Annotated in this window: 17 protein-coding genes; 8 read left to right on the forward strand and 9 right to left on the reverse strand. The window is 38.5% G+C overall.

Annotated features, from left to right (window positions below; genetic code table 11):
* Positions 1–378: 378 nt before the first annotated feature.
* The gene (tsaD, locus tag D6734_07450) at positions 379–1,416 is read right to left on the reverse strand and encodes a tRNA (adenosine(37)-N6)-threonylcarbamoyltransferase complex transferase subunit TsaD (GenBank protein RMF94514.1); all 1,038 of its coding nucleotides are present in this window, start codon (positions 1,414–1,416) and stop codon (positions 379–381) included.
* Positions 1,410–2,495, reverse strand: a complete 1,086-nt coding sequence (locus D6734_07455) for a GHMP kinase (GenBank protein RMF94515.1) — start codon at positions 2,493–2,495, stop codon at positions 1,410–1,412. The genes tsaD and D6734_07455 overlap by 7 nt, the downstream gene beginning before the upstream one ends.
* A 243-nt stretch (positions 2,496–2,738) precedes the next feature.
* On the opposite strand from D6734_07455, the gene D6734_07460 reads away from it, so the two are divergent.
* Positions 2,739–3,932, forward strand: coding sequence for a pyridoxal phosphate-dependent aminotransferase (locus D6734_07460; GenBank protein RMF94516.1), 1,194 nt, complete (start codon positions 2,739–2,741; stop codon positions 3,930–3,932).
* A 12-nt stretch (positions 3,933–3,944) separates the two neighbouring features.
* Positions 3,945–4,349 (forward strand): response regulator, encoded by a 405-nt coding sequence (locus D6734_07465; protein RMF94517.1) that lies wholly within the window; start codon positions 3,945–3,947, stop codon positions 4,347–4,349.
* Positions 4,350–4,370: 21 nt separating this feature from the next.
* Here D6734_07465 and D6734_07470 read toward each other — a convergent pair whose 3' ends face one another.
* From D6734_07470 to D6734_07495, 6 genes are all read right to left on the reverse strand, one after another.
* Positions 4,371–5,255: a pyruvate synthase subunit beta gene (locus tag D6734_07470; GenBank protein RMF94518.1), complete on the reverse strand. Its 885-nt coding sequence runs from the start codon at positions 5,253–5,255 to the stop codon at positions 4,371–4,373.
* Complete coding sequence (gene porA / locus D6734_07475; protein RMF94519.1) at positions 5,234–6,391, reverse strand: pyruvate ferredoxin oxidoreductase; 1,158 nt, start codon at positions 6,389–6,391, stop codon at positions 5,234–5,236. Before porA ends, D6734_07470 begins: the two co-directional genes overlap by 22 nt.
* Positions 6,388–8,151 carry an FAD-dependent oxidoreductase gene (locus D6734_07480; protein RMF94520.1) on the reverse strand — a complete coding sequence of 588 codons (1,764 nt, stop codon included), beginning with the start codon at positions 8,149–8,151 and terminating at the stop codon, positions 6,388–6,390. The genes porA and D6734_07480 overlap by 4 nt, the downstream gene beginning before the upstream one ends.
* Complete coding sequence (locus D6734_07485) at positions 8,126–8,716, reverse strand: pyruvate ferredoxin oxidoreductase (protein RMF94521.1); 591 nt, start codon at positions 8,714–8,716, stop codon at positions 8,126–8,128. Before D6734_07485 ends, D6734_07480 begins: the two co-directional genes overlap by 26 nt.
* A 200-nt stretch (positions 8,717–8,916) precedes the next feature.
* On the reverse strand, positions 8,917–9,606 hold the full coding sequence (locus D6734_07490) for a lactate utilization protein (GenBank protein RMF94522.1): 690 nt from the start codon (positions 9,604–9,606) through the stop codon (positions 8,917–8,919).
* Positions 9,607–9,609: 3 nt separating this feature from the next.
* Positions 9,610–9,888 carry an acylphosphatase gene (locus D6734_07495; protein RMF94523.1) on the reverse strand — a complete coding sequence of 93 codons (279 nt, stop codon included), beginning with the start codon at positions 9,886–9,888 and terminating at the stop codon, positions 9,610–9,612.
* 136 nt (positions 9,889–10,024) lie between these two features.
* On the opposite strand from D6734_07495, the gene D6734_07500 reads away from it, so the two are divergent.
* The 3 genes from D6734_07500 to D6734_07510 all read left to right on the forward strand — a co-directional run bounded on the left by D6734_07500 (position 10,025) and on the right by D6734_07510 (position 13,718).
* Complete coding sequence (locus D6734_07500; GenBank protein RMF94524.1) at positions 10,025–11,326, forward strand: nucleotide sugar dehydrogenase; 1,302 nt, start codon at positions 10,025–10,027, stop codon at positions 11,324–11,326.
* Between the two features lie 6 nt (positions 11,327–11,332).
* Positions 11,333–12,256 (forward strand): SDR family oxidoreductase, encoded by a 924-nt coding sequence (locus D6734_07505; protein ID RMF94525.1) that lies wholly within the window; start codon positions 11,333–11,335, stop codon positions 12,254–12,256.
* Between the two features lie 100 nt (positions 12,257–12,356).
* Positions 12,357–13,718 carry a phosphomannomutase/phosphoglucomutase gene (locus D6734_07510; GenBank protein RMF94526.1) on the forward strand — a complete coding sequence of 454 codons (1,362 nt, stop codon included), beginning with the start codon at positions 12,357–12,359 and terminating at the stop codon, positions 13,716–13,718.
* 139 nt (positions 13,719–13,857) lie between these two features.
* On the opposite strand, the gene D6734_07515 is transcribed toward D6734_07510, so the two are convergent.
* Complete coding sequence (locus D6734_07515; protein ID RMF94527.1) at positions 13,858–16,512, reverse strand: hypothetical protein; 2,655 nt, start codon at positions 16,510–16,512, stop codon at positions 13,858–13,860.
* 118 nt (positions 16,513–16,630) lie between these two features.
* On the opposite strand from D6734_07515, the gene D6734_07520 reads away from it, so the two are divergent.
* The 3 genes from D6734_07520 (at position 16,631) to D6734_07530 (ending at position 21,611) form a co-directional block, all read left to right on the forward strand.
* The gene (locus D6734_07520; GenBank protein RMF94528.1) at positions 16,631–17,419 is read left to right on the forward strand and encodes a QueT transporter family protein; all 789 of its coding nucleotides are present in this window, start codon (positions 16,631–16,633) and stop codon (positions 17,417–17,419) included.
* A gap of 7 nt (positions 17,420–17,426) precedes the next feature.
* Positions 17,427–19,148, forward strand: a complete 1,722-nt coding sequence (locus tag D6734_07525; GenBank protein RMF94529.1) for an ATP-binding cassette domain-containing protein — start codon at positions 17,427–17,429, stop codon at positions 19,146–19,148.
* A 105-nt stretch (positions 19,149–19,253) separates the two neighbouring features.
* Positions 19,254–21,611 carry a response regulator gene (locus D6734_07530; protein ID RMF94530.1) on the forward strand — a complete coding sequence of 786 codons (2,358 nt, stop codon included), beginning with the start codon at positions 19,254–19,256 and terminating at the stop codon, positions 21,609–21,611.
* Positions 21,612–21,841: the final 230 nt, after the last annotated feature.

Consider the following 21,841-nt stretch of genomic DNA (forward strand, 5'->3'; position numbering starts at 1 on the left):
GCTTTCGAAGCAAATAAAAAGTGTTCAATTTTCCGACAAAACAAGTCATCATTGATAATATTAGTAAACACATTGAATTTTAATGAAATTTATTTACCTCATCATTTCTGATTTCAAGATCTTCATACCCCATTATGTAAAGCATCATAGATTTAAAAATCTCGTGTAGATATCCATTAAAATGATATTGAAAGCAATAGTAAGGAATGTCTGGATACATCAATGAAGTCGTAAAAGAACATTTTTATGCCTCAGAGGATGAGATTTCTTGAAATCGGAAAATAACAGCTTTAATAGAAGTCGATATGTCAACAACCCCTCAAAATGGGTCATTACAAAAGAGGCTTCACTGAATGAACTATAATAAAAAGATAAAATCTATAATCGTGCTCTTGGCTCGGCATTTAGTGAGAGTGTTGCGCCAACCCCTTCTCTCTTGAATTTATAATAACCTGCTATCCCAACCATTGCGGCATTGTCGATGCAGTAAGATGCATTTGGTATATAGAGCTTCATACCTTCTCTTTTGCACTCATCGTACATTTTCTGCCTCAATGCGCTGTTGCATGCAACACCTCCTGCAATAGTGACAACTTTACAATTGTAATGTTTTGCAGCAGATAATGTCTTTTCAACAAGAACATCAACTACCGATTCTTGAAAAGCGCGTGCCACATCGGCTTTGAATTGCTTTGACATCTCTTCTGATAGAATTATCTGTCTGCGCTTATCATAGAAACCTTTATCCTTCAAATAAGTAAGCACAGCTGTCTTCACTCCGCTGAAGCTAAAACAAAGTTTCTTGCCCCGCACTACTGCTTTTGGAAATTTTATCTTACCCATCTCTCCTTCTTTGGCAATCTTATCTATTACAGGACCGCCCGGATAACCGAGGCCAAGCATCTTTGCCACTTTGTCGAAAGCTTCGCCTGCCGCATCATCAACCGTATAACCGAGCAATTTGTATTCCCCAATCGCCTTTACAAGATAAATATTCGTATGACCTCCGGAGACAACAAGGGTAATGTATGGAAACTCAACCTTTCCATGCTCGATTATACTTGAAAGCAAATGTCCTTCAAGATGATTGACGGCAATCAGTGGCACATTCAAAGCATAGGCAAGGGCTTTTGCAAAAGACACTCCTACAAGCAGCGACCCGACAAGTCCGGGACCATAGGTAACTGCCACTGCATTTATCGAGGAAATGTCAGTATCCGCATCTGAAAGAGCTTTTTCTGTGACTGGATAAATAGATTCAATATGAGCTCTTGAAGCAAGCTCAGGGACAACACCGCCATATTTGGAATGAATTTCAATTTGCGAAGCAACGACATTCGAAAGAACCTTGCGGCCGTCTTTTACAACTGCAGCTGCAGTTTCATCACAGGAACTTTCTATTGCAAGAATCAGCATTCCACCCTAACTCCTTCATCTATTTCAATTTTTGAAGCTTCGCCTCCCTTTTTCTTAATTGCTTCTATTACCTCATTCTCCTTCTTTGGGCAATACACTATGAAGCATCCGCCCCCACCTGAGCCGTTGACTTTGGCTCCCTTTGCTCCTACACTCAAAGCCGCATCGATCATATCATTTATTTGTGGAGTAGAAACTGACAGATTGTCGCGAAGAATTTGATGATGCCTGTTAAAAAGCTCACCTATCCTATCTTCATCGACACTGTCTTTTTCCACTTCATCAAGAGCTTCAGAAGTCAGATCCCTTATCTTCAGAGCGCCTGCAAATATTCTATATGACTCCCTGTCCAGCTTTTCCTCATATGAATCTGCTATATCTGAGGAGGCAGTCAAGATGTCAATATCAGGCAAATCCTTCTTGATCATATCCACTGCGCCAAAAAATCCTTTCTTTATTCTTGATAAAACTCCAATGGTATCTTTTTGAACAAGACTGTCGCCCAAGACAAAACCATTCAATTTATTCTTTAACTTCCTATATTTCACATCACCTGAAAAATCCATAAAAAGCATACCCCCAATGGCGGCACAAAGATGGTCCTGCATACCTCCGGGTTCGTTGAATGCTTCAACTTCAGCTTTAAATGCAAGCTTTGCAATATCAAAGGAGGAATAATTTTCTTTTTCTCCTGAAATTGCAAGAAGAAAGGCTATCCATGCTACTACCATTGCAGAGGAACTCGAAACGCCCTTCTTAATTGGAATCGTGCTTTCAATCTTGCAATCAAACCCTTGTGGAAATTGAACTCCCATTGACTTCAACAGATTAAAAGCGCTTCTCAAATAATCGCGATTGTTCTTCAAAGTATTGAGATTATCCAAATCAATTTTTTCAAAAGAAGTTATATCGGGTAAATCTATACTGAGAGACCGCCCCACTACTGCGTTGCCTGAAATTTTTATTCTTCTATTTATTGCCGCAGAGATTACATTGAATCCAAGATAATCCTGATGTTCACCAAAAAGGCAAATACGTCCCGGCGCAGAAACAGTCAAAGTCATTATATCTTCTTCCATTGTTACATCATTTCTTGTTAAACTGATTCATATTGAGAGGATTTAACATAAAAAAACTCTTACCTTCAATAAAGTTTTTGATTTCCTCATGTATTCTCATTTCAATCATTATTTCTACAAAACAAAGCATTTAAATTGACTAAAAAAAACATCTGAATTACAATGCAGACAATAAAATCATAGTTTCATAGACATAGAGTGCATAGAAATAAAAAAAAGAGAAAGTTGAAAAGGAGATTGAAAATGGAACTTAGTGAAAGAGCAAAAGCCCTCAAGCCATCGCCAACTTTATCAATTACAGCGCTTGCAAATAAGCTGAAAGCCGAAGGCAAAGATGTCATAGGATTTGGCGCAGGACAGCCTGATTTTGATACGCCTGACAACATAAAAGAAGCGGCAAAAAGAGCAATAGATAATGGTTTCACTAAATACACTCCTTCTGCTGGAATCAATGAATTGAAAGACGCAATCATCGAAAAATTCAAATCAGAAAACGGACTCGAATATAAAAGAAGTGAGATTGTAGTTTCTTCAGGGGCTAAGGATTTTCTCTTCAATCTTGCAATGGTCTTACTGAATCCCGGCGATGAAGTTATCATCCCTTCTCCCTATTGGGTATCATACCCTGACCAAGTGGAAATCGCAGGAGGCAAACCTGTAATCGTAGAGACAAAGGAAGAAGACGGATTCTGCCTCAAAGCAGATGCTCTGCGGGAAAAAATAACTGAAAGGACAAAAGCTCTTATCTTAAACAGCCCGTCGAATCCAACAGGCGGTGCATATGAAGTAAAAGATCTCGAAGAAATTGCAGAAGTTGTTCTTGAAAAAGGAATTCTTGTAATTTCCGATGAAATTTACGAACGCCTTGTTTATGACGGTTACAAACATACAAGTATTGCATCGCTATCCAATGAAATGAAGAAAAATACAATCGTCGTAAACGGCGTATCAAAAACCTATTCAATGACAGGATGGAGAATAGGATATGGCGCCGGCAATGAAGAAATAATGTCGGCTATCACTAAACTTCAAAGCCAGTCGATTTCAAACCCTGTATCAATCTCTCAAATGGCTAGCATTGAAGCAATCACAGGAGACCAATCGGCAGTTGAGAAAATGCGCCTTGCATTTGATGAAAGACGCAAGTTTGTCGTCTCGAAACTCAATTCAATAGAAGGAGTCAAATGTTTCAATCCAAAAGGCGCTTTCTATTGTTTCCCAAACTTTTCAGGAATTTATGGAAAAAGCTTTGAAGGAAAAGCCATCAATTCCTCGAATGACCTCACAGAAACGCTCCTTAGCAGTTTCAATGTAGCGGCTGTACCGGGTGCAGCGTTCGGAAGCGACAATAATATCAGAATTTCCTATGCAACAGGGATGGAAATGCTCGAGAAGGGACTAAAGAGAATTGAAGATTTTGTTTCTGCCCTAAAATAAAGGGATAGGAATATGAAAGATGATGACGATGGAAAGATTTCTGTGCTTGTAATAGAAGACGATGAGGTTTTCAAGCAATTTCTGAAAAAATTTCTGAAAGAAAAGGGAATGAATGTCTCTCTTGCCTCGAATGGTTTGGAAGGATTGGCAAAAATCGAGAAACAACATTTTGATCTCATCATAACCGACCTTAAAATGCCAAAAATGAATGGAATGGATTTTTTGAAAGAATTAAAAAACAAAAAAGGCAATGATGTAGCAGTCATTGTTTTAACCGCTTATGGTGAAATGGACAACTATGTGCAGGCAATAGACTGGGGAGTTTATGAATTTCTACACAAGCCTGTTGATGTCGAAGTCCTCTCTGAAATAATAGAAAAAGCCGTCAGCGAAAGAAATATAAGAAAAAACCAATAAAAAATTCTTTCAATATCCAGTTCAAGATGCCAACCTCAGGAGACTTTCCCACCTTTCGTCAACCATCTGCTGAATGGTGTCAACTTCTCTTTCGGTGAGATGGGCAAATCGTTTTTGCAGACTGAAGTAATCATTGACAGGAATCTCCTTTTCCGGCTTTCTGACTACATATTTTTCTCCATCATAAACCTCATAAAGAGGATGCATCTTCGACCAAGTTGCATAACGAGCAATCTTTATCGAATCTTCAGAGGAAGAGCGCCATCCGGGAGGACAGGGAGATAAAATATGGAAGAAGCGAAGGCCCCTCATAGTAGTTGCTTTCTTGAATTTGACATAAAGGTCTTCAGGATAAGCGACATTTCCTGTTGCAGCATATGGAATTCGGTGTGCCGCCATAATCTGAATTATATCCTTCTTGGGCCTGTCCTTGTAATGTGTACCCGGTGTCGTTGTAGTCCATGCACCCAAAGGAGTTGATGAGCTTCTTTGGATTCCTGTATTCATATACGCTTCATTATCATAACAGACATAAATAATATCATCATTTCTTTCTGCCGCCCCTGACAATGCCTGAAGACCGATGTCGAAAGTACCTCCATCTCCTGCCAGAGCAACAACATTTACATCGTTTTTCTTCTGCATCTCAAGGGATGCTCTTATTCCTGCCGCTGTCGATGCGGCAGTTTCAAACGCCGTATGGATTACATTGACTTTAAGTGTAGAATAGGGATAAGGTCCCTGAATAACAGACCAACAACATGCAGGAATCACGATTATGGTTTTTTTGCCGAGGGCTTTCAACAGATACCTTCCAACAATCGGTGCACCACATCCCTGACAGGCATAATGCCCCGGATGAAAAAATTCTTCAGAGGGAATTCTTACTTTTTTAGGTCGAGCCATATTTCTTCACCTGCTTTTATCTTTTTGTTGGAAGCCATAATATCTATGGCTTCATTCAATACGCCCAAATGGACATCTCTGCCGCCAAGTCCTACGATGAAGGGATAGATTTCAGGAATGTCTCCATTCCCAATTATATTTGCTCTCAAAGTCTGCGCAAATACGCCGCCATTTCCCGGAGAATAATTCCTATCTATTACACCTACCTTCCGTTTCCCTCTTATGGCATTTAAAATGTCTTCACGAGGGAAGGGATTGAAAAGGCGAAGTTTGATCAATCCTGCTTTGATTCCTTTTTTTCTATATTCGTCAATCACAATTCTTGCAGTGCTTGTAACAGTGCTCGATGTTATGAGACTTATCTCAGCATCTTCGTTCCTATACTCTTCAAGGGTGCCATAGACTCGTCCAAATTTTTTGCCAAATTCAGCTCCGCATTTATTCACAACAGCAGGCACAGTATCCATCGATTCCTTAATCATATGTCTAAACTCCATATAGGCATCGGGATAAACTATGCTGTTGAAAGCATGCGGTTTCTTGACATCAATCTTGAATTTTGGCCTGAATTTTCTAAGGAAGCGGTCAACATCCGATTGCTCAGGAATATCCACTGCCTCATTTGTATGGGAAAGATAGAAGCCGTCAAAAACTACCATAAAGGGCAGATTTACCTTCTCGGCAATCCAATATGCCTGAATGATTGAATCAAGAACTTCCTGATTACTTTCACAATAGAGCTGAATCCAACCGGTATCCCTTTGTGAAAGCGAATCTGTTTGGTCAGTCCAAATGCTCCATGGAGGACTGACAGAGCGGTTTACATTCGTCATAACAATAGGCACTCTTGAGCCGGCTGCCCAATGCAGCATCTCATGCATTAGCAGCAAGCCCTGTGATGAAGTTGCAGTAAAAACTCTTGAACCACCAAGCGCCGCCCCTATACAACATGCCATTGCAGAATGTTCAGATTCAACCTTCAGAAACTTCGCATCTATCTCTCCATCGGCACACATCTCCGAAATCAATTCAACTACTTGAGATTGAGGAGTAATGGGATATGCGGCTACTACGGAAACACGGGAAAGTTTCACACCAATTGAAACCGCATGATTTGCCATCAAAACTTTTCTCAAGACTTTACCTCCTCAACCATTTCAATTACATTTCGGGGACATTCCGAATAACAGATTGAACACCCTTTGCAGTGATCATAGTCAATCTCATAGGTAAACCCCTTTCTCACCCTCTTTAGGACAGAAATATCAGGGCAGAATTTATAGCAGTTATCACAATCAGTACATCTGCCGCAGTTAAAACACCTTTCAGCTTCCGCAATCGCCTCTCTTTTACTCAATGTTTGAACTACTTCAGAAAAATCTTTTTTTCTTTTTTCAACATCTGCTTTTCTTATCTGTGGCGGGTCAGCAGGCATAAAATAATCGATATTGAGGTTTTGGTATTCGACAATTGTGCTCAATTTTTCAATTATCTCCTCTGAAGAATTCCCATAATTGGAAAATGAGATTCCTCCTTGCGCTCCAATTCTTATCTTTTCATAATCGAGTGCAAAGCTTTTTCCATTTATCATAGAAATAACAGCCAAAGCCGCCCTTTTTCCCCCGGCAATAGCTTCAACTATACTTCTTGGACCTCCTGCAAAATCTCCGGCCGTAAAGACTCTTTCAATAGGAGTAATACAGCCATATCGCAGAGATGAGAAAAATGATTCCTCATCAACAAGAGGTTTCAAAATTGAAGAATCGATGTCTTCACCTATGGCAACTATGGCACAATCAAAATCCTCTTCGAAGGTATCGCCTTTAATAGGCACAGGTCTTCTTCTTCCGCTTGCATCAGGTTTTCCAAGTTTCATTCGCTGAAACCTGATACCCTCAAGTTTATTATCTTTACCCTTTAAAAAGGCATATGGCGCAACAAGAAAATTGATGTCAACTCCCTCCTCGACGGCATCGGTTATTTCCTCCGGGAATGCCCCCATCTCGATTCGTGTCCTTCTATAAAACATCTTTACTTCACAACCTAACCTCAGCGCGCTTCTTGCCACATCGACTGCCGTGTTTCCACCTCCGATGACAGCCACTTTCCTACCCGGCGCTTTCATTCTTCCAAGACTAATGTCCTTTAAAAACTTACTGCCGTCGATTATTCCTTCTGCTTCTTCCCCTTCTATTCCAAGCTTTCTCGAAAAGGTGGCGCCTGCAGCAATTATGAGTGCATCAGATTTATTAAGCAGTCCCTTGATGGAAAGATCTTTTCCAAGTCTTTTACCGCAAACAATATCAACAGCATTGTCTCTTATCCTTTCAATTTCCCAATCAAGGATATCCTTAGGTAAGCGGTATGCCGGAATACCATAACGAAGAATTCCGCCCGGAGATTTAAAAGAATCATAAACAGTCACTGCTATATCATTTCTTGCAAGATGATAAGCCGCTGTCAATCCCGCCACTCCGGCTCCAATTACAGCTACTCTTCCCTTCTTTTTTCCCCCTTTTTTTACTATTCTTCTTTTCCTTCCATACTTCTGAAAAGCCATATCTGAAACAAATCTTTCTATGGCATTTATTGAAAGCGGCTCGTCGAAAAAACCTCTATTGCATCCGCTTTCACAGGGATGGTAGCAAGCTCTTCCGCATACGGCAGGGAAGGGATTTTCTTCTCTGATTAGATTCCAGGCATCGATGTATTTGCGCTGTGAAACAAGAGACATTACTCCTTCGATATTTTCTCCTGCCGGGCAGGATTCACGGCAAGGGGCAGTCTTCTCTTTATAAACAGGCCTGACATTTCTCCATGCACCTGTTATATTCCTTGCAACGGATTCATTGCAAAGAGCAAGAAAGAATTTACTGTTTCGATTTTTTCTTTTCATTTAGTTCATCCAAGGGACAAAGATTGCATTTTCTGTATGACTCTTTAGCCGCAAGAAGATTATTTACCGCATTTTCTTTAACTTCCTCCCTAAGGGCTTTTTCCAATGAGGAAAACTTCAAAATTTTATTTATTCTCAAATAGGCGCCGAGGATAGCTGTGTTGACGATTGGCGAAGAGAGAGTGCCAAGGCCATATTTCAAAGCAATATCGGTTGCATTCACGGTATAAACCCTATAACCATTGAATGCCGTAAATTCTATAGGCTTCTTTCTTGTATTAATCAGAATACTTCCGTTTTCCTTCAATCCATCGACTACATTCTGAAAGGTTATCAAAGTCTCATCAAGGATGATTACTGAATCAGGAGTGTAAACATTAGTGCGCTGTCGAATCGGCTCTTTATCAACTCTCAAAAAAGCAGCTACAGGTGCACCGCGCCTTTCCAAGCCAAAAACCGGAAAAGATTGTATATAAAAGCCTTCGTAAAAGAGGGCAAGCCCAAGAATTTTTGATGCTATTACAGCACCTTGGCCTCCCCTGCCATGAAATCTTATCTCAAACATTCATCCCGTTAAAATCAATTTATATTAAAAAAAATTGAAGTACTCTTTTGAGTCTATATCAAGCTTTTCTTTTTTTTCAAGTAAAGACTGATTTAATTCCTTGGCTGCCTTTGATGATTTTAGGCATCAGAGATATCTTTTTAATAATTTTATGCTTTTATAGAAGCCTCTCACTGAAATAATATAAAGAAAGGAGATTTTTAAAATCCCAAGATTTCATTTACAATGATTACCGACATTCTGCCTGATTCAGCCTGCCCTTCTATAATCGAAAACATATTGCAAATTCTTTGAGGCGGATAACAGATGTCTTCCTTGCAAAAACCCGTTTCTGCACAAGGCGCATCTGCATTAAAACGCAAACTATTCATCGGGCCTGCTGTGAGGTAGATTCTTTCTACTCCTTCCTGAATATTTTTTACAATCTTATTTATTCCGCAGACAATAATTACTTTCTGCGGCCCATATATCATCGATGCAATTCTGTTGCCGATTCCATCAGCATTGATCAGTTCGCCTTTCATCGTAATTGCATTGGTGCTTGAAACAAATACATCTGCCATCAAACCCTCACGGCGCATTTTATCCACTTCCTTCTTTGAAATATCCTCTCTATAGCGGTCGAGAAGGTTTATATCCATCTGCCGCAGAGTATCGATAATTCCTGACTCAACAATCGTTACTGACCCTCCCAACGCCACAGTAGCGCCTTTTGGAATCATCTTCTTAATTTTCCTGCATGCATCGGAGCTTGATTCGACAAAGATTCCTTCTATATTTCTTTTATTCAATTCATCACAGAGTTTTTCTACTCTTCTTTTGATTACTTCGCTTCTTGGATTTGGTGCTGTTTTCTTATCTTTCCTACCTTTCTTTTTTACCTGTCTCATAATTTAGTACTCGATCCTAAAATCGTTATAGCTTCCCGTATAATCATCCTTTTCAACTTCTACACTCTCAACAACAGCTGAAGAGGGACCCCGTTTTAATGACTCGACGAATGAATCGACATCCTCTTCGTCTCCTTCGGCATAGGCAAAGACCGAACCGTCATATTCATTCTTGACATAACCGAAAACACCAATCCTTCTTGCTTCACGGACGGTATAATAACGGAATCCAACTCCCTGAACTATTCCCCTGACTTTTATTTTGGCTGATATTTTTTTCATAATTTTTATTTTTTTCGATGATTATAAGATACTAAGGAAATAAGGGTCAAGAGTAGATGTAATAAAAAATTGAAAGATGTAAATTGTTTTTTAATCTTTTGACAAAAAGAGTTCGAGTATATATATTTTTGCGATTATGAACATAGATAAACTTATAAAAACAAAGAAAGCGAAAGTTGCCGTAATAGGACTCGGTTATGTGGGTCTGCCGTTGGCTATGGAAATAGTGAATGGCGGATTTTCAGTAGTCGGAATCGATGTTGAAAAGAAAAAGGTCAATAGGATAAACCGAGGAAGCTCTCCTGTCTTGGATGTAAGCGATGACATATTAAAAAATGCTCTCAATTCTAAAAGATTTTCATCTACAACAGATTATTCTATTTTAAAAAAAGCGGATATTATTACAATCTGTGTCCCTACTCCACTCCGAAAGACAAGAGATCCAGATATTTCTTATATCATTGCAGCAATCAACAATGTCAAAAATTTCATAAGAAAGGGACAGCTTATAATACTTGAAAGCACTACCTATCCCGGCACAACAAGAGAATTGATAAAGCCCACTCTTGAATCGTCAGGTTTAAAGGCAGGTAAGGATTTTTTCCTTGCATTTTCACCTGAAAGGATCGATCCGGGCAACAAAGAATTCACCACCAAAAACACTCCTAAAGTCGTAGGAGGGATAAGCCCTAAATGTACAAAGATAGCAGCTCTCTTTTATTCCCAATTTATAGACAGCGTCACAGAGGTATCAAATAGCGACAGCGCAGAAATGGTAAAGCTTTTGGAAAACACATTTAGAAGCGTCAATATAGGGCTTGTGAACGAGATGGCGCTAATCTGTGACAAACTTGGAATCAATGTTTGGGAAGTAATCGATGCTGCTGCCACTAAACCTTTCGGTTTTATGCCATTTTATCCGGGACCCGGATTGGGGGGGCACTGCATACCTATCGACCCTCATTATCTTTCATGGAAACTAAAGGAATTGAACTTCAATGCAAGATTTATTGAGCTTGCAGGTGAAGTAAATTCTCATATGCCTGAATTCGTAATATCAAAGATAACAGATTCTCTGAACATTAGGAATAAAAGCGTCAAAGGAGCAAAAGTACTTATTATTGGAGTTTCATACAAAAGAGACATCAATGATATGAGAGAATCTCCTGCCTTAGATATCATTGGAATATTGGATGAAAAGGGCGCAAAAATATCATATTATGACCCTTACATTCCATCTTTTACGCTCAAGGGGAAAAAATACAAATCAAAAAATCTTACGCCCAATGAGATCAAAAACGCAGATTGCGTTGTCATAACAACAAACCATAGCTGTATCGATTACGAAAAAGTAGTCAAACATTCCAAGTTAATTGTCGATACTCGCAATGCTCTCAAAAATTTCAAAAGGAACAGAAAAAAGATAGTTCTTCTCTGAATAATTATGGCTATTTATCTTGTGACAGGCGGCGCCGGTTTTATCGGCTCAAATATCTGCGATGAGCTCGCAAAAAGAGGATGGAAGACGAGGGTCTTTGACAATCTCTCAACAGGTAAATCAGAAAACCTGAAACATCTTGAAGGAAAAATAGAGTTTATTCGCGGAGATCTGCGTAATATGGAAGAGGTGAAATCTGCAGTAAAGAATGTAGATATGATTTTTCATCTTGCCGCACTTCCATCGGTTATAAGGTCTGTCCAGGACCCTATTACAAGCAATTCTGCAAATATAGACGGCACGCTAAATCTTCTTGTTGCGGCAAGGGATGCAGGAGTGAGAAGAATAATATTTGCAGGCTCTTCCTCTGCCTATGGTGATACAGAAGAAGACAGCAAGTATGAAGAAATGAAGCCGTCTCCCCTATCACCATACGCCATAACCAAAGTAACAGGAGAGTATTACTGCAAGGTCTTTTCAAATCTTTATGGCATAGAAACTGTAATACTGCGCTACTTCAATGTTTTTGGTCCAAGACAAGACCCATCTTCGCCCTATTCCGGCGTCATCTCCATATTTGTAAAAAAGATGAAGTCAGGGGAAAGACCTACAATATTCGGCAATGGCAAGCAATCACGAGATTTCACCTTTGTCAAAAATGTTGTCAACGCCAATATGCTTGCCTCTGAGAAGGAGGGAATATCAGGAGAAATCATCAATATTGCCTGCGGTAAAAGAGTCACCGTCAATCAATTGGTTGATGAACTCAATGAGATTTTGGGAACGAATATAAAACCAATTTATGCTGACCCTCGCCCCGGAGATATACTGCATTCTCTTGCAGACATAAGAAAAGCAGAAAGACTTCTTGGCTACAAACCTGAAGTGCATTTCAAAGAAGGATTGAGAAAAACTGTTGAAAGTATCTAAAATTCCTGCTTATATTTCACTGTTCTAAAAATTTTTTATCAAACCAATCACACAAAATTCTGAAAGCAAATTTTTTCTATTTAATAGAGGGAGATATGAAATGATAAATCCACAAATCTTTAGACAATATGACATAAGAGGTCTTGTTGGAAGCGACCTTACTCCTGAAGTTGTTGAATTGATAGGAAAAGCTTTTGCAACCTACCTCAACAGGGAAGGAAAAAATAAAATCTCTATAGGTTACGACATTCGGTTGAGTTCTGAATCCTTCAAGGATGCCATTATTCGTGGAGCAACATCTGCAGGATGCAACTGCATAGATATAGGGATGGTGCCTACACCGGTACTCTATTATTCGCTGTTTTCGCTCGATGTTGACGGAGGAGTAATGATAACAGGAAGCCATAATCCTCCTGAATTCAATGGACTGAAACTTTGCAATAATAAAACAACACTCTATGGAGAAGAAATTCAGGAGATAAGGAAAATCATTGAAAGCGGAAATTTTTCATCAGGCAATGGGACATCTGAAAAGAGTGATATCAAGGGAAAATACATCGATATGATTGCTGAAAGGATAAAATTAGAAAAGCCCCTAAGGATTGTTGTAGATGCAGGAAATGGCACTGCCTCCCATATTGCACCAGCTCTTTTGAGGAAGCTTGGCTGTGAAGTAAAAGAGCTCTTTTGTGAACCTGACGGCAATTTTCCCAACCACCACCCCGACCCGACAATTGAAGAAAACCTCAAAACACTCATAGAAACTGTCGTAAGTGGGAACTATGATATGGGAATCGGTTATGATGGAGATGCTGACAGAATCGGCGTAATCGATGATAAGGGCAACATCATTTGGGGTGACCAATTAATGATTCTCTTTTCAAGGGAAATTCTAAAAAACGGTTCACAGCCCATTGTATTTGAAGTTAAATGTTCACAAACCTTGTTCGATGATGTGAAAAAGCATGGCGGACAACCTATTATGTGGAAAGCAGGGCATTCACTCATCAAAAATAAGATGAAAGAGCTGAATGCTCCACTTGGGGGAGAAATGAGCGGACATATGTTCTTTGCAGACAGATACTTTGGCTATGACGATGCCATTTACGCATCGTGCAGGATGGCAGAGCTTCTTTCAAAAAGCGGCAAAAAGTGTTCAGAATTGCTCTCAGATATCCCAAAAATGTATAACACTCCTGAAATTCGAGTTGACTGCTCTGATAGTGAAAAATTCAAAATAGTCAGCGAAGTAGCAGAATACTTCAAAAAGCAGTATGAAGTGATAGATGTGGATGGAGTCCGTTTTATGACAGAAGGAGGATGGGGATTAATAAGGGCATCGAATACACAGCCGGTCCTTGTATTGAGGTTTGAAGCAGTTTCCCCTGAACGTCTAAATGAAATAAAAAAAATAGTATTTGATAAATTGAGCGAATATGAATCGGTAAAGCTTCCAGAATAGGCATTCCGTGTTTGGAAGTGATTCCGTCAGGGGTTTCCTAAAACAATTCATTAAAGTATTTCATTATAGTGTGCTACTACTGTGTCCATATCCATTTTTCTTGAGCATCGAGATGATATGAGCACTCAAAAAACTTTTTTTATCGCCGCCTAAAGAAGCTTTTCAGTGTGGCAGGAATCATTGTTTTCAATAGTTTCATTTGAAGAAGATTAAGCGCAATTTCCCTATAAGTTTTGTCTCCTGAAATCGTATTGTAGAGTATATCATAAAAATATCTATTATCACGAGAATATCTTACAAAAAGCTCAATTGCCCTCATATTACTACCTAAAGTGCATAAATATCGAATCATTGCACCATAGTAATAATCAGAAACCAAATCTTTGCATAAATGGGCATAATAACTTAGCGCATCTTCAGAATATCCCTGATTGAATATAACTTCTGCCGCCCTGACTCCTGTCATAAGCGCCATATCGATGCCGTGAGATTTAAAAGGTTTAACCCATCCTGTTGCATTCCCCACAATAACATACCTGTCTCCATATACTCCTGATGCATAAGAAATTGGGAATGTGCCGGAATAATATTTAAGATTACCATAATCAACCTTAGGTATTATATTTCTTACAGATTTGTCCATCAAAAACATATCCATATCTTTTGATGTAATGTTTCTTCCTGCAATATTGACTACAATATAATCATATTTTGGCACAACTGCGCCAAACTCAACATTTTTGAGTGAAGACAAAAGAAAAGCGTATATGCCGTTTCTAAATCTTTCATCGATTTCTTCATGTTTGACATCAATCTTAGTCAAAAAAGTTTTCATAACTTTCGCAGGGCGTCGATATTTGCCATCTGTAGCATACTCAAAAACTTCAAGCATTGCATCATCGAGTCCGAAAGCTCCGACAACAACATCAGCTTTTCGGAAAGAGCTTTCACTATAAACTCTAACTTCATTCGTGAAAGAGGTATGCGGAAATTCGACTCCATAGACGCGGCTATGAATAACCTCTGCCCCCAGCGCTTTTGCATAATTCAAGAGATAGCGGTCCATTTCTACTCTTCGTACAGTATAGAAAGGTTTATTATCTTCTCTTCTTATAAGGTCGATTTCTTCTTCATCCGTACAGAGGACATACTTCTCTATTCTGCTTCTAAAAATAGCTTGAGGCATATTTACGCCAACAAGCGAATATAGGACTCTCATAGCGTCAGGAGAAAGAATTCCCATACACTGATTAAAGTGATTCGAAAAATCTTTGCCCTCAAAAATTGTAACCTTGATGTCTCTCTTCTTTTCAGCAGCTAACTTTAGAAGTGTAATCGCACAGCTTGCCCCGGCAGGCCCTCCTCCTATTATCAGCACCCGTCCCCCTTTATCAAGCGTATAGTGAGGTACAGCAATAATTTTTCTCCGAATCTTTTGCTTTATTTCTTCAGATTCATTGGTGCTCTTTTTCCCTTTCTTCAATTCAGAAAAAAGATTAACAAAAAACTGCAGAAAAAAGGTAAAAAGGAGTCTTGGATGAAGACTTCTCAATAAAATCCATTTATAGGGGGCTTCACCACTGAAAAAATACCACATACATTTACTCATATGCCGCGATGACGGCAAGGTACGGTTATGCTCGATATCAGCCACGGATGCCTGAAGAGAAGCCAAGAATCTATTATTCGCTACATGGTCATTGATGAAGAACATTATCTTGCCGTATTTGTTGTCAATATTGAACATTCTGCGGCATTTTTTATAGAAATGCTTTTTCAGTGATCCTGCGTCGATACCATAGTTGACAACTGCATCAGCGGCAAAAAAGGCAGTATAATATGCCGACTCGATACCGTTTTTAAGATACCTTGAATCACAGGCATCACCAATGATTGCCATTCTGTCATAGTAGGGTTGTTTAGCTGAAGTTACCGGAAGCTTTGGGTGACAATGGCATACAATATTCTCAACAGAAGGCAGATAATTTTTTATTTCACTGTTTTGAATTGCATCTTTGAGGTCGGCAATTTTAACATGTTCACCAATTGCCGTAAGGGTAAGAATATTCTTTTTAGGAGTAATGGCAATAAACTTCAGCTTTTTATCGCCAAAGTTGAAGAGATGAATCATATTGCCAAGTTTCTTATCAACAAATTCTTCATCTACGACAATTTCTGCCTGGCATGCATGCCAAGTGGCAGGCGGAACATAACCAAAAGGAATTTTTTTATGAAAATTTGTATTGACGCCGAAAGCACCTGCAACAAAATCGTATTCTATCTCTTTCTCATCTTCATTTGCCACCAAGGAGATGCCGCTATTCCCATTTATCCTTATCTCTTTTACGACTTCCTTTTTCCAACAGGCGCCTTCTTCAACGACTTTATCCAACAACAAACGGTCGAAGCTTGCATATCCTTCTTCTGACGAAAGAGGACCTATTCCACGAAAAACTGAATAGATAGGAGTATTCGGGTCTTTGTAAAGAGTAATGAATCTTTCTTTCAAATGAAAGGCATATCCATTTATTTCCTGCCGAACAGACCTTTCATCGAGATTGATACCTTCATCGAAAAGCTTTTTGATCACCTTATAACCAAGTACGCCTGCGCACATATTGCAGTCGCGAGGAAGATTTGTTGAAAATGATTTGCCATCGTAGATATCTATGCTTCCAGTTATTCCCTTCTTGCGGGAAAGTTTTATCAGGAAATGCGCAAACAAACTCCCTGCCGGACCACCGCCAATGACAGCGGCTTTAAAACCATCATTGAGTTTTATTCTGCCGCTCATACTTACTTTTAAATATACTCTATTTTCCTGTTTTTTAAAAGGAGATTAAAGTATAATTGATATTTGCAAAATTTAAGAAAGATTATTTTCAAATAGTAAAGCCGTAAAGGAGAAAAAGATGCGAGAAATAGTAACAATGTGGAAATATACAAAAATGGTAGTCCTTTGCGCTATTACAGCCGCAATCTTTGCTGCAATTTTGATACCTATGAAAAGCATTCCGATTATTCCCGGCTCGACGGAGATTCGGCCTGCTTCGGTAATACCCGTTGTTTTTGGAATACTTTTTGGGCCTGCAGGTGCTTGGGGCTCTGCCATTGGCAATCTTATAGGAGATTTTTTTGGCACTCTTGGTATAGGCACAATTTTCGGCTTCATTGGAAATTTCTTTTTCAGTCTAACGGCTTATCGTTTAATAAATGCAAGGGAAATCTATCATAATTACTGGCAGAAGGAGAGCAAACTTATCTTTTGTTCTTTTTTTCTTTATGTTGGAGTTGTATCGAGTGCCGCCTGTGCCGCTTTCATTGCTTGGGGTCTTGATATTTTAGGGCTTGTCCCCTTTTCAGTGCTTGGCTCGATTATCTTTATCAATAATGTTATTGTTTCAGTTGTTCTTGGACCGCTCGTTTTTTTGGTCCTTTACCCAAGAATTGAACGATGGGATATGCTATGGACTGATATACTCAAAGAATCAGATTTTAGAAAATGCACTGCATCAAAAACATCAAAGATTCTTATTGTCGTTGGAAGTTTAGGCGCATTTACATCAGGAATAATTGTCTCCTCCGGATTCTCAGGCAAAATTCCTTTCTTTTCTCAAAAAATTTGGTTTCTTGAAAACGGCACAGGAATAACTGTTTTCCCTTTCCTCATCATTACAATTGTTGGATGCATAATGGCGTAAAACTGATATGGCTGAAAAAAGAAAATCCTTTTTGAAAGTTGATGCAGTAACCTTTTCATACAAAAATTCCAAAATGAAACAGCTAAACAATATTTCCTTCACTATTGGTGAAGGAGAATTTGTGGCAATCCTTGGAAAAAGCGGTGCAGGAAAATCAACCCTTCTCTTGACATTGAATGGATTAATACCTCTTTTCATAAAAGGGGAATTCAGCGGAAGCGTTTATTTGAACGAAATGAACATATCGGAAAGTTCCCTTGCAGAAACATCCCAAAAAGTGGGGATCGTATTTCAGGACTTTGAATCTCAACTCTTTTCAACAAGTGTTGACCTTGAAGTGGCATTTGGGCTTGAAAATCTTGGTATTGGAAGGGAAGAAATCGAGAAATCCATATCAAATTACCTTGCTCTTACAGGGTTATCCGGATTTGAAAATCGCCAGCCGGCAATGCTTTCAGGCGGTGAAAAACAACGCTTAGCTATTGCTTCTATGCTTGCAATGGAACCTCGTTTGATATGTTTGGATGAACCTACGACTGACCTTGATCCGGAAGGGAAAGAAAGCATCTTTTCCCTTATGAAAAAAATCAAAGAAGACAACAAAAGAACAATTGTTGCAGTAGAGCATGAAACTGATGAACTTTTATATGCAGACAGATGCATCGTTTTGGAAGAAGGAAAAATAGTTGCTGATGAATGTGCTGAAGAAATATTCAAAAGAATCGACTTTCTCGAAAGCCACGGAATAATGCCGCCTCAACTTGCAGAGTTATCGCAAATCACAAATTCAAAAAAAATCTTTAGAAATGAAGAAGAGGCAGTGCAGTGGATAAATGAAATCGGCTATGAAATAGATTATGGAGCATTTTCTAAAATCAAGAAGGAAGAAGAAGATTACTTTAGAAAAGTTTCGAATTCTGAGCCGGAAATCCAACTTGACAATGTCAGTTTTGCTTACAACGGCAAAAACTATGTATTGAATAATGTATCCAATGAATTTAAAAAGGGAGAAATAACAGCCATTGCAGGAGGAAACGGCAGCGGCAAAACAACTCTCATAAAACATTTCAATGGTCTTTTAAAGCCAACAAAAGGAACGGTGAAATTAAAGGGAAAAGATATTTCAGGATACAACAGCTTGGAATTAGCCCAAAGAGCAGGATTTGTCTTTCAAAACCCTGACTGCCAGATTTTTTCGGAAACAGTAAGAGCAGAAGTGGAATTTACACCCAAACTCTTAGGGCTCAGCAAGAAGGCAATAGAAGAAAGAGTAGATAGCGCTTTGAGAGCAGTTGGGCTTTCAGATTTTGCTGAATACGACCCCTTTGTCCTTACCAAAGGAGAAAGACAAAAGATTGCCGTAGCCTCTGTCCTTGCCGCGCAGAGCAATATCATCATCCTTGACGAACCTACGACAGGCCTTGACTATAATGAGCTAAAAGGGATGATGAACCTTCTCTTAGCATTAAACAAGAAGGGACACACTATAATTATGGTGACCCATTCTATGTATGTAATAAGCAATTATGCCCAGCGTCTCATCATAATGAAAAATGGAGAAGCTGTTTTCGACGGAAAAACACGGGATGCCTTTGAAAATGAAAAAATTCTTTCAGAAAATCACATAAAGATGCCTGCTGTTTGCAAGATTTCAGCAATGCTTGGCTGCAGAGTCAAAAATCTTGAAGAGTTCAAAAAAGTGTTTAAAATTAACAAATATGGCAGGTGAGAAAGAAAAATAAAGGGAGAAAGAAAAATTAAAATCGACTCTATCAGTTTTTTGGCACGAATATTGCATATATAATTAAATTTAGCTCTTTTTTAAAAAAAAAAGATGAATAAAGGACCTGAGATACTCATAGTTGATGACAACAAAAGCTTCAGAAAAGGATTGAATCTTTCCTTTTCGCAAGAGGGATATTCTGTAACGGAAGCAGAAAATGGACTTCAAGCATTGGAAAAAATCGATGAGCAACGATTCGATGTAATCATTGCTGACATCAAAATGCCCGGGCTCGATGGCATTGGATTTTTGAAAAAGGTTCAAGAATCTGAAATAGACTCCCCTGTAATAATGATAACGGCACATGCTTCAGTTGATATTGCTGTTGAAGCAATGAAGCGAGGTGCATTTGATTTCATAGAAAAGCCCTTCAAGTTTGAAGACCTCGAGCTTAAAGTCAAGAAAGCTCTTGAAAAACTCTCATTAATCAGGGAGGTAAAAAAACTTTCAATAGAAAATGAATACCTCAAAAATGAGGAAAAGAGCCATTATGACTTTGACAATATAGTAGGTAAAAGCCCAAGAATGATGCAGGTTTATTCACTTATTGAAAAAGTGGCAAACAGCAATTCAAATGTGCTTATTTATGGTGAAAGCGGCACAGGGAAAGAGCTTGTTGCACGCGCAGTCCATTATAGAAGCAATCGAAGCGCCGGTCCATTCATAAAAATCAATTGTAGTGTTTATCCTGAAACACTACTGGAAAGTGAACTCTTTGGACACGAAAAAGGAGCATTTTCAGGGGCTACAAAATCCCGCCCCGGAAGGTTTGAAATTGCTGATGGAGGTAGTATTTTTATCGATGAAATAGGCGAACTTTCACCTCCTGCACAGGTCAAACTCCTTAATGTTATTCAAGAAAAAGAATTCGAAAGAATCGGAGACAATAAAACAAGAAAAGTAGATGTCAGGATAATTGCGGCTACTAATAAGGACCTCAGTGAATTGGTGGCGAAAAGGAAATTCAGAGAAGATTTGTATTACCGCCTGAATGTAATCTCCATCACTCTCCCTCCTTTGAGGGAAAGGGTTGAGGATATACCTGCTCTTGTAAATCATTTCCTGAATAAATATCAAAGTGAAAAATCCTTTTCCGGAAAAGTAAGAATAAAAGGAATAACAGATGAAGCGCTGAATATATTGAAAAAATATCATTGGCCCGGAAATGTTAGAGAGCTCGAAAATGTCATAGAAAGGGCTGTAGTCCTTGCTGAAGGACCAATGCTCAAAAAAGAAGACTTGCCTATTGGCATACAGAAAGAAGAGAGGAAGAAGATATTCAACTTCAATGGCAATGAAAATCTAAAATTACAGGAAAGAATTTCAGAATATGAAAAGGATATAATAGAAAATGCCTATAAAAGATGTAATGGGAATATTTCAAAAACTGCTGAAGAATTGGGAGTTGAAAGGAACGCCCTGCGGTATAAACTCAAAAAATACGGCTTGATAATCATCCTTATGGCTCTGTTTCTTTTCAATTATTTTTCTTACCCTGCTCTAAGTGAAAATTCGGAAAAGTTGTCAAAAGGAAATGTAAGCTGGAATGAAATCATCAGTATAAAAGAACGGCTCAATGCTATTTCAAAAAGACAATCCGAAATAGAAAAAGAATCAAAGGAAAAGTCAATCAAAATAGAAGAAAAGAAGAATTCGGGAAAACTTATCCCAAACTCTGCTGACAGTAAAATTCAAGAGCTTCTTCAGGATGTGCGAGAACTTTCCACTGAATACACGACACTTCAAAAGGAAAAAATCTTGCTTACCAACAAGCTTTCTGCGGATTCTGAAAAATTCATAAAAAATGGAATGGCAAGGATGAAGGAATTAATTGAAAAGATAAAAAAAATCGATTCCAATGAGGAACCGGAAAAATGGAATAATTATTATAATGAAATCTTTACTCTTCAAAATCACATTTATGAAGCTTCAGAAATCAGCGGCGGAAGTTATGAGATAATCAGGGGAAATATTGAAATAAATATATTCAGTGAAAACTCAAGGAATATAGATGAAATAACGGAAGAAATCGATTTTCTTGAAGAAGGTGTAAATTTACTTATTGAATCTATTGAAAAGCTTCATTCACGCCTCGAATATCTTTACAATATAAAGGAAGCCAAAGAAAGACTTCTTGCCCTAACTAAACGCTTTCATTCAAGCAATATGCCTATTCCCTCAGATATGGTTACAATGTCAAATCTTCAAAAAGACATCCATAATATTGAAGAAGAAATAGACGAGATAAAGAAAAATATTGAATTGTCTGAATCAAAGGTCAATGAATTGAAAATGCGCTATGGGAAACTGCAAAATATAATAAGCAATTATGAATTGCCTGATGGAAGCAGTTCTGGAAATGAAGGCAATAATATCCAAGTAAGTCCTGTAGAAAGTCTATCAAAATAGTGCTTATCCTTTTAGTTCGAAGATTTTACCAGAAATTAGTCTATTATATGACTTCTGAAACTTAGATTACTCCTATTGCATAAATATGGGGAATCCCCAATCAATGGCACAGATAGTTTGTACTTGTAATGAAAAGGGGCAAACCAATCATTGAATGAAAAAAATTTTTCTCTTAGTGAAAAATTTTTTTCAGTTCTTTTCGCATTGAAAATCAGTTGTATAATTACCCC

It is taken from the genome of Candidatus Schekmanbacteria bacterium (assembly GCA_003695725.1).
In the GTDB taxonomy this organism is placed as follows: domain Bacteria; phylum Schekmanbacteria; class GWA2-38-11; order GWA2-38-11; family J061; genus J061.